Origin of the sequence: Paenibacillus sp., assembly GCF_035645195.1 — a bacterium.
In the GTDB taxonomy this organism is placed as follows: domain Bacteria; phylum Bacillota; class Bacilli; order Paenibacillales; family YIM-B00363; genus Paenibacillus_AE.
Map to the genome: position 1 here is coordinate 262,295 of NZ_DASQNA010000007.1, position 14,455 is coordinate 276,749.

General features: G+C 60.3%; 11 protein-coding genes and 1 riboswitch. Of the genes, 2 read left to right on the forward strand and 9 right to left on the reverse strand.

The annotated features are described in order from the left end of the window. Positions 1 to 96: 96 nt before the first annotated feature. Entirely contained in the window at positions 97 to 990 is an 894-nt protein-coding gene (locus VE009_RS02280) for a putative sporulation protein YtxC (RefSeq protein ID WP_325005766.1), read from the reverse strand. 141 nt (positions 991 to 1,131) lie between these two features. Further along, a complete protein-coding gene (locus VE009_RS02285; protein ID WP_325005767.1) occupies positions 1,132 to 2,058 on the reverse strand; it encodes an AraC family transcriptional regulator in 927 nt (308 codons plus the stop codon). Positions 2,059 to 2,237: 179 nt separating this feature from the next. Between VE009_RS02285 and VE009_RS02290 the strand changes: the two genes are divergently transcribed. Next, complete coding sequence (locus VE009_RS02290) at positions 2,238 to 5,156, forward strand: family 78 glycoside hydrolase catalytic domain (RefSeq protein ID WP_325005768.1); 2,919 nt, start codon at positions 2,238 to 2,240, stop codon at positions 5,154 to 5,156. Between the two features lie 69 nt (positions 5,157 to 5,225). Here VE009_RS02290 and mqnC read toward each other — a convergent pair whose 3' ends face one another. From mqnC to metA, 3 genes are all read right to left on the reverse strand, one after another. Further along, entirely contained in the window at positions 5,226 to 6,359 is a 1,134-nt protein-coding gene (mqnC, locus tag VE009_RS02295; RefSeq protein ID WP_325005769.1) for a cyclic dehypoxanthinyl futalosine synthase, read from the reverse strand. A gap of 94 nt (positions 6,360 to 6,453) precedes the next feature. Beyond that, positions 6,454 to 7,614, reverse strand: coding sequence for an aminotransferase class I/II-fold pyridoxal phosphate-dependent enzyme (locus VE009_RS02300; RefSeq protein WP_325005770.1), 1,161 nt, complete (start codon positions 7,612 to 7,614; stop codon positions 6,454 to 6,456). 20 nt (positions 7,615 to 7,634) lie between these two features. Further along, positions 7,635 to 8,588 (reverse strand): homoserine O-acetyltransferase MetA, encoded by a 954-nt coding sequence (gene metA, locus VE009_RS02305; RefSeq protein WP_325005771.1) that lies wholly within the window; start codon positions 8,586 to 8,588, stop codon positions 7,635 to 7,637. Positions 8,589 to 8,689: 101 nt separating this feature from the next. Further along, positions 8,690 to 8,815: riboswitch (SAM riboswitch) on the reverse strand. A 338-nt stretch (positions 8,816 to 9,153) separates the two neighbouring features. Between metA and corA the strand changes: the two genes are divergently transcribed. After that, positions 9,154 to 10,089 (forward strand): magnesium/cobalt transporter CorA, encoded by a 936-nt coding sequence (gene corA / locus VE009_RS02310; protein ID WP_325005772.1) that lies wholly within the window; start codon positions 9,154 to 9,156, stop codon positions 10,087 to 10,089. A 54-nt stretch (positions 10,090 to 10,143) separates the two neighbouring features. On the opposite strand, the gene VE009_RS02315 is transcribed toward corA, so the two are convergent. The 4 genes from VE009_RS02315 to VE009_RS02330 all read right to left on the reverse strand — a co-directional run bounded on the left by VE009_RS02315 (position 10,144) and on the right by VE009_RS02330 (position 14,444). Then, on the reverse strand, positions 10,144 to 11,097 hold the full coding sequence (locus VE009_RS02315; RefSeq protein WP_325005773.1) for an MBL fold metallo-hydrolase: 954 nt from the start codon (positions 11,095 to 11,097) through the stop codon (positions 10,144 to 10,146). 131 nt (positions 11,098 to 11,228) lie between these two features. Then, positions 11,229 to 11,648, reverse strand: coding sequence for a Zn-ribbon domain-containing OB-fold protein (locus VE009_RS02320; RefSeq protein ID WP_325005774.1), 420 nt, complete (start codon positions 11,646 to 11,648; stop codon positions 11,229 to 11,231). Positions 11,649 to 11,667: 19 nt separating this feature from the next. Further along, positions 11,668 to 12,813: a thiolase family protein gene (locus VE009_RS02325; protein ID WP_325005775.1), complete on the reverse strand. Its 1,146-nt coding sequence runs from the start codon at positions 12,811 to 12,813 to the stop codon at positions 11,668 to 11,670. Positions 12,814 to 12,860: 47 nt separating this feature from the next. Next, positions 12,861 to 14,444: an MFS transporter gene (locus tag VE009_RS02330; RefSeq protein WP_325005776.1), complete on the reverse strand. Its 1,584-nt coding sequence runs from the start codon at positions 14,442 to 14,444 to the stop codon at positions 12,861 to 12,863. Positions 14,445 to 14,455 lie beyond the last annotated feature (11 nt).

Consider the following 14,455-nt stretch of genomic DNA (forward strand, 5'->3'; position numbering starts at 1 on the left):
CTTCGGTCGAAGCCGTTTGAAAAATATGACACCATTATATGCATCCTGCGCGCATCCGTCAAGGCGGGATCCGCCCGCTTTCCGCGGCGGCCGCCGTTACCGTTTCCGCTCCTCGAGCAGCGGCAAGCAAATGTGGCAGTCGGTGCACAGCTCCGCCCGATCTTCGAATATGGTCAAGATCGTCTTGATGACCTGCTCCTCCGGCGTCCGGGAATGCACGAACAGCTTGCCCGGCGACACGCTGATCAGCGTGCTGACGATGACGTCCTCGTAGCTGATGTCTTTGTCGATCAGCTCGACGACGAATTGGTCCATCTGCTTCGTGTCGATCGGCGCCATCCGCTCATTAAGCAGCGTGAAATCGTGATTCCCGTGGTGCACGACGTGCGCCGCCGGAATTTTCGCCTCTTGGATGTACACGAAATATTTCAATAGGGATATAAATTCCTGATACTGCTTCTCCATCATCCACTCGTCGACCGCGTAAGCGACGGAATCCCGAAGCTCCTCCACGTACGACCCGGCCCGAAAACGGAGGAACCCTTCCGCATGGAGGAACGTCGCCTCGCCGAGATACGCTTCGATCGCGCCGGCGAGCTTCGTCAGCCGCCTCTGGTAAAACACGTCTTCCCCCGCGCACTCCGCCTTTCGTTCGAGCAAGCGGACGCACTGGGTTTTCACCGCGTCGAACCCTTCCTGATCGTCCGGCCCCAGCTCCCTGGCGATACACCGATCGACGAGCTCCGGTTCGTACGCCTCTATGAAGGACGCCGCCAGAACGCGCGACGCGATCCGTCGGGCCTGCGGCGCATCCTCGTCGTTCGTCGGCGCGATATCGCATACGATGCCTGTCCCGCCTGTGAGCGGAACGCGGCGAATCGTGAGATCGCCGCGAATCGTATGTAGCTCCGATAGCGCGTCGCCCATCGCGCCCGCGATGCGCTCCGCGTCGATGCCGGCGGGGTTGACAAGCAGCGTGAACAGCTCCATGATGTGTCCCCTCCCTTCCCTTTATAAGAGTATATGGCCGCTCTACAAGGGATATACAACCAAACAATGGAAGGGTCGTCCCGCCGCGAAAAATAAGCCGTCGGTCCCGGTTTCGGGGTTCGACGGCCGAGCGGCATCGTTTCACGGAGCCCCGCCGCCGTTCGCGCGGCCGGCCCCTGCGGACCGGTACGCGCCTGGCGTCGTGCCCGTCGTTTTTTTGAACAAACGGTTGAAAAACGCGATGTCCTTGTACCCCGCCTGCAGGGCGATGGCGGCGACCTTGTCGGTCGTCGCCGCCAGCAGCTCGCAGCTGTATTGGATGCGGCATTGGTGCACATATTCGAGGAACGTCATACCGTACCGCTCCTTGAACCGGCGGCGGAAGTGGCGCTCGCTCATGCCGCAGCGCTCGGCGTACCGCTCCGCGGAATGCGCCTCGGCGGGAGCGCGCCGCAGCAGCGAGGCGACCTCGTCGACGGCGGCGTCCGTGTCCCGCATGCGCGGCACGCCTTCCGAATTGCCGGCAGGCGCGGCCGCCTCCTCCCTCCCGCGCGCGAGTTCGACGAGGAGGCGCAACGTTTCCGCCAAGACGACCGGAACGAAATGCGGCCTGCGGAGCCGAAACTCCTCGTACATGACGGCGAAGCTTCGCTGCAGCGCGCCGTCGCGATCGCGAATCCGAAGCCACGGCTGCTCCGGATACGGGTTCTCCAGCATGGCGCGAATAACCGGATCGCCCCCGGCCGCGTCGATCAGGCGGGAGGCGAACGATTCCTCGAACAGACAGTTGTAAACGATCAGCCGGCCGGCGTCCGGGTCGGGCGTCGACGGCCGGAACACGTGCGACGCGCCGACGGGCAAATAAAACAGATCGCCCTTCGCCACCGGCAACGTTTCGCCTTCGATGTAATGAAAGCCTTTGCCTTCGCCGACGTAACAAATTTCGTAAAATTCGTGCCGATGCAGCTCGAGCCGGAACGATTCCGACACGCGATTCACATGGACGGGCAGCGCCTCCGACAAATACATGCTGCTGGCCGTCACGCCGACCGATCGTTTCGCGGCCACGACGCCGCCCCCTTTCTTTCTTAGCTAAGCGTTTTCTCCACTGTACCTTGCCGGGCCGTTCCCGGCAACCGCTATTTGTCCGAAATGCTATTGGTTTTTGTCCGTTTCGCCCTAATCGAAGCGATTTCAAAGCTTTATAATGAGAGTCAGTTCCTAACGAAACCGAAGAGGTGAACCCTATGGGCAACAACGGCGAACGCGCGCTTCCCGCCTGGGAAGCGTCTTGGATTTGGGGGGACGGACCGGACAGCCCCCGCAACGCATGGCGCTGCTTCCGCCGCGCTTTCGTGCCGGCGGACGTCGCCGAGACGGCATCGATTCGCATCGCGGCGGATTCCCGCTACGTGCTGTACGTGAACGGCAAGCGGGTCGGTCGAGGACCGGTCCGGTCTTGGCCGTTCGAGCTGCCGTACGACGAATACGAGATCGGGCATCTGCTGCAACCCGGCGCCCGGAACGTCATCGCCGCGCTCGTCCTCCATTACGGCATCTCGACGTTCCAATACTTGCGCGGCCGGGGCGGCCTGCTGCTGCAGCTTGACGGCGTCCGGGACGCGGCGGGACGCGGCATCGCGACCGACGGCGCTTGGAAGACGGCGGCGCACTCCGGCTACGACCCGAATGCGTCGCGCATCTCATGCCAGCTCGGCTTCCAAGAGGTGCTGGACGCGCGCGCGATGGACGAGCGCTGGATCGCGCCCGGCTACGACGACGGCGGCTGGGAAGCGGCTCGCGTCGTCGGTCCGGTCGGCACGGCGCCGTGGACGACGCTCGTGCCGCGCCCGATCCCGTATTTGACGGAGGAGCCGATCTATCCGGCGCGCGTGGAGGCGCTGCACGCCGTTCGGCCGCCCGCATGGACGTGCGTCCTCGACGTGCGCGCCGCGATGGCGCCGGAGAGCGCCGAGCACGCGAACAACGTCGCGTTCTGCGGCCTGCTCGCCACACACGTCGCGCTCGAGCGGGACGCGCGGCTAACCATCGGCGTCGTCGACAGCGGCCGGCTGCCGGTCGACGTATCCGTCGACGGGCGCCGCCTCCCGGAAGACGCGTACGCCGGAGAGCATCCGGAGCGGTACGCGACGGTCGAGCTGTCGGCCGGCGAGCACTTCCTGCTGTTCGACGTGACGGGCGTGAGCCACGGGCACGCGTTCCACCTGGCGATGGATGCCGGCGGCGTCCCGTTCGAGGTGCGCTCCCCGCTCGCGCTAGCCGGCGGATCGGGCGACGGCAGCTGCGGCTCCCCGTTCGCCGCGATCGGCCCGTTCGATAAGCGGGAGCTGATCGACCATCGCCCAGGCGAGCCGCTGTCCACGGACCACCCGGATTACGCGCGCGCCCGCGGGGCCGCCACGCCGGAGGACCTTGCCGCGCTCGGCGGCTGGGTGCGCGCGGTCGACGCGCAGCTCGTCAACTTGCAGGGCGTCTTCGCGGCGAACGTCTGGAAGACGCATGACGAGCCGCGCCCGGTGCCGATCGAGCTGCAGCGCGCCGCGCTCCCGTCGCCCGATCCTGCGGTCGTTCCCATCTTCGACGGCGCCGATAGCGAGCTCGTCATCGACTTCGGCCGCGAGCTGTCCGGGTACGTCGAGCTCGTCCTCGACGCGCCGGAGGGCGCCGTCATTGACGGCTACGGCCTCGAATACATGCGCGACGGCTGGCGGCAGCACACGTACCTCGTGGACAACACGTTCCGGTACGTCTGCCGCAGCGGCCGCCAAACGTTCGCCTCCGTCGTCCGCCGGGGCCTGAGGTACCTCGCCCTGACGATTCGCGGCGCGGCGCGCCCCGTCAAGCTGTACGAGGTCAAGCTGCTGCAAAGCAATTTCCCGGTCGCCAACGTGGGGCGCTTTCGCAGCAGCGACGCGCTGCTCAACGACATTTGGGCGATTTCGCGCGATACGACCCGGCTGTGCATGGAGGATACGTTCGTCGACTGCCCGGCGTTCGAGCAGGTATTCTGGGTCGGCGACGCCCGCAACGAAGCGCTCGTCAACTATTACACGTTCGGCGCCCGCGACATCGTCGAGCACTGCCTGAAGCTGGTGCCCGGCTCCGCCTTCCAGACGCCATTGTTCGCCGACCAAGTGCCGAGCGGCTGGAACAGCGTCATCCCGAACTGGACGTTCTTCTGGGTGACGGCGTGCCTCGAATATTACCGGTTCGACGGCGGCCGGCCGTTCGTGGAGCAGATGGGGCCGCACGTCCGGTTTACGCTGGATCATTACTTGGCGCTCCGCAACGAACAGGGCCTGCTCGAGCGCGCAGGCTGGAACCTGCTCGATTGGGCGCCGTTCGAGCAGCCGGGCGACGGCGTCGTGACGCCGCAAAACATGTTCCTCGTCAAGGCGCTCCGCGACGCCGCCGAGCTCGGGCAGGCCGCCGGCGACGGCGCCGAGGCCGCGCGCTTCCGCGCGGAGGCGGACCTGCTGGCGGAGCGCATCGACCTCCTGCTCTGGGACGACGAGCGCCGCGCCTACCTCGACTGCATCCGCGCAGACGGCACGCCGTCCGCGACGGCGAGCATGCAGACGCAGATCGTGGCGTACCTGTGCGACATCGCGAGCGGCGAGCGCAAGCGGCTGATCGAGCGCTATTTGATCGAGCCGCCCGCCTCGTTCGTACCCGCCGGCAGCCCGTTCATGCTGTTCTTCTATTACGAAGCGCTGGCAAAGCTCGGACGCGTCGACGTCATGATCGACGACATCCGCCGCCATTACGGCTTCATGATCGAGAACGACGCGACGTCGTGCTGGGAAATGTTCCCGTGGAGCGGCTACAACAAAAACCCGAAGCTGCTCACTCGCAGCCACTGCCACGCATGGTCGGCGGCGCCGGGTTACTTCCTCGGCGCGCACGTGCTCGGCGTGCAAGGCGCGGCGCCGGGCTGGACCGCCGTGCGCGTCGCCCCGCACCCGAGCGGCCTCGCCTGGGCGTCCGGCTCCGTCCCGCTGCCGCAGGGCGGCCGCATCGACGTCTCGTGGCGCGTGTCGGACGGCCGCAAGCTGCACCTGCGCATCGAGGCGCCCGCTTCCGTCGCGCTGACGACGGAAGCGCCGGACGGCTACGAGATGACTGTCGAGACAGTGACATATTGATCCGCGACGCATGATGCAAGAAAGCCTCTTCCCCCGATCGCCGGGTGAAGAGGCTTTTCCGCGTTTTCTTTAATTTTGCATAATAAAGTCTTTCTCCACGCCCGCCGACTCATCGTCGAATACGCGGAGCGTGTTGTACTTCGTGTCGCGCTGCGCCGGAATTTTGCCGGCTTCGCGGATGAGTTTCAGGATCAGCTCGATGTTCACCTTGTGCGTCGTGCCCGCCGCGGAGACGACGTTCTCTTCGATCATCGTGCTGCCGAAGTCGTTGCAGCCGAACGAGAGCGATTTTTTCCCGACTTCCGGACCCATGGTCACCCACGACGACTGGAAGTTCGGAATGTTGTCCAGCATGAGCCGCGCGATCGCGAGCGTCTTGAGATACTCCTCCGGCGTCGCTTTCTCGGCCTTCATGTTCGTGTTGTCCGGCTGGAACGTCCACACGATGAACGCGAGGAAGCCGGCGGACGGATTGTTCTCGGCGATGCACTCGTCTTGGGCGTCGCGGATGCGAAGCAGATGCAGCACCCGCTCCTCCATCGATTCGCCGAAGCCGATGACCATCGTCGCCGTCGTGTTCATGCCGGCGCGCTGCGCGCTCCGCATGACGCCGATCCAATCCCTCCACGATCCCTTGAGGCGGGAAATTTTCTTCCGCGTCCGGTCGTCGAGAATTTCGGCGCCGCCGCCCGGCAGCGAATCGAGACCCGCGGCTTTCAGCTCGCGCACGACTTCGTCGACGCTGAGGCCCGACACGTCCGCCATTTTGCGAATTTCCGCCGGCGAGAACGAGTGCATCGTAATGTGCGGGAACCGCTCCTTAATGCCGCGCAGCAGGTCGGTATAATACGAGAACGGGAGGTTCGGGTTCGTACCGCCCTGCATCAGGATTTCGGTGCCGCCGACGTCGATCGTTTCTTGGATTTTCTGATAGATCGTCTCGTTCGGCAGCACGTAGCCTTCTTCCGAGCCCGGCGCCCGATAGAACGCGCAGAATCGGCAGTATACGTCGCAAATGTTCGTATAGTTCACATTCCGGCCGATCACGAACGTCGTTATCGGCTCGGGATGAAATTTCTTCATGATTTGATCGGCGGCCGCGCCCATCTTCTCGATTTCGTCGGAAGCGAATAACGCGAGTCCGTCCTCCATCGTCAGCCGCTCGCCGCGAAGCGCTTTATCCAATATGGCATCTATGCTCATTTCTTCGTTCCTCCCCAGTCCCTTGACTTCCTATCATTCTACCACTAAATCTGTTCGGAAGACAGAACGGGGCGGCTGCGAATCGTTTCCTGAACTAGGCGAGCTCCGCCGCGGCCGCTTCGAACGCCTGCCGCAAATCTTCGATCAAATCGTCCGCATGCTCGATGCCGACCGAGAAGCGAAGCAGCCGGTCGTCCACGCCGACCTTGTCTCGTATCTCCTTCGGAATGTCCGCGTGCGTCTGCACCGCCGGATACGTCATGAGCGACTCGACGCCGCCGAGGCTTTCCGCGAAGGCGATCAGCTTGATATGGCGCAGGATCGGCTCGATCGTGCGGGCGTCTTTCATTTTGAACGAGAATATGCCCGTATTGCCCGACGACTGCTTGTTCTGGATGTCGTGCCCCGGGTGCGACGGCAGCGCCGGATAGAACACCTCCGCCACCATCGGATGCTCCGACAGCCACGCCGACAGCTTCAGCGCGTTCTCTTGGTGGCGCGCCATGCGCAGCGCGAGCGTCTTCAGCCCGCGCATGAGCAGCCAGGAGTCCTGCGGTCCGAGCACCGCGCCGATCGAATTGTGCAGGAAGGCGATTTTTTGCGACAGCTCTTCGCCCTTCGTCACGATGAGTCCCGCCAGCACGTCGTTATGGCCTGCGAGATACTTCGTCGCGCTGTGGATGACGATGTCGCAGCCGAGCTCGAGCGGACGCTGGAAATACGGCGTCAGCAGCGTGTTGTCGACGATCGTGATCAGGCCTTTCTTCTTCGCCCACGCGGCGACGCGCTCGAGGTCGGTAATCATCATGAGCGGGTTCGTCGGCGTTTCGATCAAGACCGCCTTCGTCGCCCCTTCGCGATAGTTCGTTTCCAACGCGTCCAGATCGTTCGTGTCGACGTACGTCGCGCTTACGCCGAAGCGGCTCATGATTTGCTCGAGCAGCCGATACGTGCCGCCGTACAAATCCAAGCTGACCAGCAGGTGATCGCCCGAGGAGAATATCATGAAAATCGTCTGCAGCGCGGCCATGCCGGTGCTGCATGCGAAGCCGGCGTCGCCGGACTCAAGGTCCGCGAACGCCTCTTCCAGCACCTTGCGCGTCGGAGACTTCGTTCGCGCGTAGTCGAAGCCCGTGCTCTGTCCGAGCTTCGGGTGGCGGAACGCGGTCGCGTGATAAATCGGGTAGCTGACGGCCCCCGTCTGCGGGTCTTCGAGCGACCCGATTTGCGCCAGACGGCTTTCGATATGCTTCATTGGGTTTATTGGCTCCTTCGTTAGATGTATGCGCCTGCGTGCACGAAGCTTTCGTCTTCTTTCGCTTGCCCGAGCTCGTACGGCGTTTCTTGGTATACGTAGTAGTTTAACCAATTCGAGAACAGCAGATTGGCGTGCGCCTTCCACGTCGAGCGCGGCTCGCGCGTCGGATCGTCGGACGGGAAATAGTTTTTCGGAACGGCGATCTCCATTCCCTTTTTCACGTCGCGCTCGTACTCCCACTTCAGCGTGTCGGCGTCGTACTCCGAATGGCCCGTGACGAACACGTGCTTGCCGTCTTTCGACGCGACGAGGTAGACGCCCGCTTCTTCGGACACCGACAGCACGTCGAGCTCCGGCACTTGCTCGATGTCCTCGCGGCGAACGTCCGTGTGGCGGCTCTGCGGCACGAAGAACATTTCGTCGAAGCCCCGCGTCAGCTTCACGTGCGAACATGTCAGGACGTGCGGGAACACACCGAATATTTTTTGCGGCATATCATATTTTTGAACGCCGAAATGATGATACAGTCCGGCCTGCGCGGCCCAACATATGTACATCGTCGACGTTACGTTGCGCTTCGCCCAGTTCATAATGTCTTGCAGCTCGCGCCAATAGTTTACCTGCTCGAACGGCAAATGCTCGACCGGCGCGCCCGTAATGACAAGCCCGTCGAATTGCTCGTGGCGGATGTCGTTGAACGTTTTGTAGAACAGTTCCAGATGCTCCACGGACGTATTTTTCGACCGGTGCGTCTCCGGATGCAGCAGCGTGATCTCGACCTGCAGCGGCGTATTACTGAGCAGACGCAGCAGCTGCGTCTCCGTCGTCTCTTTCGTCGGCATCAGGTTCAAGATGATAATGCGCAACGGACGAATGTCCTGTTGAAACGCGCGGGATTCGTCCATGACGAAGATGTTTTCGCTCGAGAGCACTTCTTTGGCCGGCAAATGGTCCGGTACTTTGATCGGCATGCGGATGACTCCTTTGCTCTTGGGATGGGGGTCCGGAACGAGAAAAGGAAGAACGCCTTTCTCATACGGAGAGAAAGGCGTTCGGTATCTGCAACGTCCTTCTCTCATCTCTCAGAAACATGCGTTTCCGCAAGAATTAGCACCGTGCAGGAAGATCGCGGCTGCGTTCCTCCGTGTCGGTTGCCGGGTTTCATCGGGCTAGTCCCTCCACCTGCTCTTGATAAGAGTGCGTTCTTATTCGATTCTTGTTTCGACTAGATCTAATGTTACGGAGAAACAAGCCCGAAGTCAAGAGGGAAGCCGTACCCGGTTGAAACGTTCGGAGGACAAGAGTATACTAATCGAGTACTCCGCGAACGCCCGGAAACGGGCGCTGCGACGGAAGTTTTCGCGTATCGAGGTGACAGCGTGCATGGACGGCGATCGACCCCGACGGTTCCAGTTTGACAAACGAATAAACTTGCATCTTGGGAACGCAGGGCACGTGCCGGCGCGCGCTCGTTAAATCGCTGCCGCGGCTCGCTTTCGGCCCCGCGTTCCTCGAGCCTGGAGGAGGAGAACCGCGATGAAAGTGAGATTGGTTCAAAAAGGCGTCTTCACGTTGGTCGAGAACGTGGCCGAAGCGCTCATTCAGCCGGTGAACGGCTTTTACTGGATCGATGCGAGCCCCGAAGAGCTGGAGACGCTCCAGCCGCTCTTCCATCTTCACGAGCTGGCGGTCGAGGACTGCTTGCAGGAGGAGGAGCAGCGTCCGAAGCTGGAAATTCACGAGGGCCATTATTTTATCGTCGTGAACAGCATTCGTTTCGACGACGAGGAGTTTTTCTTCCGCGCCGTCAACATTTTCCTAGGGAAACATTTCATAATTACCGTCACGCGGCAGAAGGTGAACGAGCTGCGGGCCGTGAAGCCCGTGCTGTGGGAGGAGGAAGTCGATTCCCCCGACCGCTTCCTGTATCACCTGGCCGATTTGATCGTAGATAACTACTTCAACGTCGCCGACCGGATCGAGGACAAAATCGAGAAGCTGGAGGAGGACATTCTCCGGCATACGCGCAAGACGCACTTGAACGAAATCATCGGTCTGCGCAGCGAAATCTTATACTTGAAAAAGGTGCTCATGCCGCAGAAGGAAGTGATCGGCATGCTGGCGCGCAAGGAGCTGCGCCTCATCGACGGCACCTTGCAGAAATATTTCGCCGACATGCACGAGAACGCGGTGAAGGTGACGGAATCGTTCGATACGTTCCGCGACCTGATGGGCAACTTGCGCGAGGCGTACCAGTCGAGCATCGCGAGCCGCGCGAACGAAATCATGCGCGTGTTCACCGCGGTGACGACGATCTTCATCCCGCTGACGTTCATTACCGGCGTGTACGGGATGAACCTGATGAACTTGCCCGGGGAGCAGTATCCTCACTTCGCCATCGTTCTCATCATCGTTATGGCATTGCTCGCCGTCGGCATGTTCGCATTATTCCGCAAGAAAGAGTGGCTGTGAACGCAGCCGCTCTTTTTTTATGCGCGTTCGCGAGCGGGCCCATAGCGGATCTTCCTAGGGAACCCGCGTAAAAACAACCTTCCCTTCCCTTTCGACACCCTTCACTCGCCCCATGCGTTCCAGATGGATCAATCTCGCCAAAGTAACCTGAAACTCCATGAATCGTTTGCCCGATCCGCTATCGTCCCCGTACACCCTCCTTGTCATTTGACCAGCGGTAAGCCCTTCGCAAGTCAAATGATCCAGAAGCTGTTCCATTCGAAATTCATGATTCCTCCGAATCTCTTCCGCCCTCATCTTCAGCGTACGGAACGGTTCCCCGTGACCCGGAAACACGCAGTCGATATCGAAGCGGGCGACGGAGTCGAGCGCTTGCAAATAATCGCCCAAGGGGTCCCCGTCCGCTTCGGACGTGATCGATAGGAACGGGGAAGGTCCTTCCAACACATGGTCTCCGGTGAACATTTGTTTAAGCTCGGCGCTGTAGAAACACAAATGATCGTGCGAATGCCCCGGGGTCCCAATGACGCGAAACGAGTATGACCCAATTCGTATATTCTGTCCTTCCTCCAACAATCCGTCGGGCTCGAAGGCGTCTTCGACTATTGATTTCCACATTGCCGCCGCCGGGTAGAGCGGGCCTTCATGAAGGGCAAACAGCGGAAGTGGCCGCCCGTCGCCGGCAGGGGCAGAACGCAGAAGGAGCTCCGCCTCCTTCATGCGCTCAAAGCCTCTGCGGGGAATATGCACCGGCACGCGAAATCTTTGCTGCAGCCACCCGGCAAGCCCCATATGATCGGGGTGGCAATGCGTAACGATGACCCGTTCAATTGCGATTCCGCCGGCAATTATGCCCTCCCATTGTTCAATCGCTTGTTCGGAGCGCATCCCCGTATCGATGATCGTATATCCGCGTTCCCCTCTTACCAAATAAGCGTTTACGGAACCCAACAAAGGCATGGGCAGCTCTAATCGATATATATCTTCCGAATGCCGGTACAGCTTCATCGTTCCTCTCCGCTTTCTCTTTTTTCTTATTCTAATCGTTAATTCTCGGGTCTACCAGAAGCCAGCAAAGCAAAACCAACGGAGCCGAGCGCGTTCGGCACGGTTCCGTTGGACGAAGTAGACTATGGATGCTATTTCCGCGTAAATACGGGCAAGTATTCCCCGTTCGGCCATGGCTCGAACTTTGCTTCAAGCTCCATACTTAACCGTAGTGCGGAGACGTCGACTCCGACGATTCTTGTATACAGCCGTGGGCCTTCTTCGAGCTTCACGACGCCAATGACGTATGGGACTTCGTCGGCGAAGGCGGGGTGGAACACCTGCTGCACGACCGACCATGTAAATAACGTTGCTTTGCCGGAAGCTTGAACCCATTCAAGCTTTGTCATGCAATTCGTGCAGTACTGTTCCGCCGGAGGGGCGAATCCGCCGCAATCGGGGCACCGCCGAATCATTAATTTCCCTTGCGCTGTCCCTTCGAAGAACGGTTCGGATTTCACATCTCGGATCGGCGATGGTTTTGGTATCGCGTTCGAGGCGATCTCGCTCATATTCCTCTCTCCTTTCCCGTTACCCATTCGGATGCGGACTCAGAATTAATGTGGAGTGATAATCCAATACGCCGCCGTTCCCGCTGACCAATACGACATCGTGTTTGGGAGCCTGCCGTGCACCGCCTTGCCCTCGGGCTTGAATAACCGCCTCCGACAAGGGAGTCATCCCCCACATGTAAAAGCTCGACAACTGCCCTCCGCCGGTATTCGTTGGCAAGGAACCTCCCGGCCCGAGCCGGCCGCCCTCCACGAACGAGCCGCCTTCGCCCTTCCCGCAAAATCCGTAATCCTCTAAAGTGACCAGCACCGTATAAGTAAAGCAATCGTAAATTTCGCATACGTCGATATCATTGGGGGTCACTCCGGCCATCGTCATGGCGGTCTTTCCGCTTTCGTAAGCCCCGGTCCGCACATCCTCGTCCTCTCTCCCTCCGGGGTGTCCCTGTCCGAACCCTAGGACATACACCGGCGGCTGCTTTAAGCTCCGCGCGCGTTCCGCCGACGTAACGATGACGGCCACACCGCCGTTGGATACGAGGCAGCAGTCGAACAAGCGAAGCGGTTCGGCGATCATTCGCGAGGTTTGATGATCGGCGAGCGTCATCGGCTTCTTCATTTGCGCCTTCGGATTGAGGAGAGCCCATTCTCGCTGGGATACGGCAATGGCGCCGAACTGCTCGCTCTTCGTCCCGTATAGTTCCATATGTCTCCTCGCCGACATCGCGTACAGGCTGGCGGCGCCAAACATCCCGTATGCGCTGTACAGCGTCTGGAATCCTTGCCCGGAAGCAGACGCGTAGGCGCTTCCGGTCGACACGTCAGGCACAAGCGGCGCGTCCGCAAACACGCAAGCCACGGCGTTCGCCATACCGGCGGCGCACGCCATCGCCGCGAATTGCACCATGGCGCCGGCCGTAGAGCCATACGAGTTCATGTGATTCATCAGCTTTACATCGCGCATTCCAAGCTCGTTCATTAAGTTAATATCAATCCCGTTCGTAACGCCGCTATTCACAAGCAATCCGTCCAGCTCGGTCGGCTTCAATCCCGCGTCGTCCAATGCGAGCTTAATGGCCTCCGCGGCGAAATCCGTCGCCGTCTTTCCGTAAATGCGGCCCATGTCCGTAATTCCTAGGCCAGCAATGGCGGCCTTTCCTTTCATGTTGGGCACCTCCGAATCTTCAAAGATTGATTTGCAGCAGGCAAGCGTTATACTTCCGTCACCGGTTGGTCGGTCGCGATCGGCTTCATCGACGTTCGTTTGACTGGGATGTTAGGCAAGAATAACGAGAGCAGCAGAACCAATATGCTTACTCCAATTACGATATAGCTCATGGAATTGAGCGCCATGATCATCCCGTCCAGCCGGGCGGCTTCGTAAAGCGTTTGGAATTGCGCACCGATCGCCGCCAAGTGATCCGCCAGCGTTTGAGGGATCGACGCGCCCGCAGATTGTCCCGCTTCCGCAATCGCCGGGAGGTACTCTTCGGAGACCCCCGCTTTCGTCGCTTGCTGCGCCAACGCCGCTGCCAAGCTGGAAGCGGACAGCGTCCCGAATACGGCCAATCCGGTCGTTTGCCCGGTCGGGTTCCCCAAATCTCGAATCATTGTAAACGTCCCCGATCCGGTGCTCAATTTCGCAGGAGGGACGACGTCCATCGCCATCTTTGTAATGGCCGGCCCGAGCAGCGTCACGCCGGATACCAAGATAATGACCGTCATGACGACGTACCAGAACGGAGTATGAACGGTATACGTGGAGTAAACGACGCTCCCGGCCATGAACAGTAAGATTCCGGTAATAATGACGTATTTCATCCGAATCATATCGACCAGCTTGCCGCCGACCAACCCGCCTACGGCTCCCGCAACGTATACGTACATTGTCAGCATACCGGCCAAATGAGGGCCCCCGCCGGGAACGGAGCTTACAAAAAACGCATTCGTGTACAGAACGCCTTGATAACAGATGCCCAGCAAAAACAGAAGCACCAAAGGCAAGATGAAGTGCCTATTTTTTAACAACGACAGCTCGATAAACGGGTGTTTGCTTCGTTTCTCCACAGTCCAGAACAACACCGCCAGGATGATGCCCGCCATCAGGACAGTAAGCGTATAGGGGGAAGCGATTCCAAGATTGGCCATCAGCGTCGTGACCGACAATAACGTGCCAACCGCCAACAACAATAGGAACGAGCCGGCATAATCGAACGGCTTCCGCTCCGCGCTCGGCGTCTCGGGAACCACGAATTTGACCAGAAGCAGGCCCAATACCGCTAACGTTCCGCTGACGACGTAAATCGCTTGCCAGCCGAAATTCGCGACGACGAGACCGCCGACGATTCCGCCAGCCGCGGCTCCCAGTGTCCCGATTGCGGCGAATACGCCCAGCGCCGTTCCACGCTTCTCCGTAGGGAACAAATACGTCGCGTACGCAATGCCCGCGGGCACGACGCAGGCCGCTCCGATGCCTTGCACGACGCGCGCCGCCAAGTAAACCGCGAAATTAGGGCTTAACGCAGCCGCATATTCGCTAACCGCGAAGATTCCGAGGCCGATCATGACGGTCCTCTTCCGGCCGAACTGATCGGCAATGTTGCCAAACACAGGCCCGCACACGGTATGCGTTAAGTAATACGCGAGACTTATTAATCCGGAGAGCGCCACAGGAATGCCGAATGCTTTGGTTAGCACGGGCAGCGCCGGAATTTGGAACGCCATTGCCTCGATGACGGTGAACGACCCGAACAACAACCCGATAAACGCAAGCCATGGCCGCTTAACTGTCCCCATGAATCGATTCC

Excerpts from the sequence above, each read along its gene's own strand:
- metA (WP_325005771.1), bottom strand. The coding sequence starts at position 8,588 with ATGCCGATCAAAGTACCGGACCATTTGCCGGCCAAAGAAGTGCTCTCG.
- VE009_RS02320 (WP_325005774.1), bottom strand. The coding sequence starts at position 11,648 with ATGAGCGAGATCGCCTCGAACGCGATACCAAAACCATCGCCGATCCGA.
- VE009_RS02330 (WP_325005776.1), bottom strand. The coding sequence starts at position 14,444 with ATGGGGACAGTTAAGCGGCCATGGCTTGCGTTTATCGGGTTGTTGTTC.
- VE009_RS02290 (WP_325005768.1), top strand. The coding sequence starts at position 2,238 with ATGGGCAACAACGGCGAACGCGCGCTTCCCGCCTGGGAAGCGTCTTGG.
- VE009_RS02300 (WP_325005770.1), bottom strand. The coding sequence starts at position 7,614 with ATGAAGCATATCGAAAGCCGTCTGGCGCAAATCGGGTCGCTCGAAGAC.
- VE009_RS02315 (WP_325005773.1), bottom strand. The coding sequence starts at position 11,097 with ATGAAGCTGTACCGGCATTCGGAAGATATATATCGATTAGAGCTGCCC.
- mqnC (WP_325005769.1), bottom strand. The coding sequence starts at position 6,359 with ATGAGCATAGATGCCATATTGGATAAAGCGCTTCGCGGCGAGCGGCTG.
- VE009_RS02325 (WP_325005775.1), bottom strand. The coding sequence starts at position 12,813 with ATGAAAGGAAAGGCCGCCATTGCTGGCCTAGGAATTACGGACATGGGC.
- corA (WP_325005772.1), top strand. The coding sequence starts at position 9,154 with ATGAAAGTGAGATTGGTTCAAAAAGGCGTCTTCACGTTGGTCGAGAAC.
- VE009_RS02280 (WP_325005766.1), bottom strand. The coding sequence starts at position 990 with ATGGAGCTGTTCACGCTGCTTGTCAACCCCGCCGGCATCGACGCGGAG.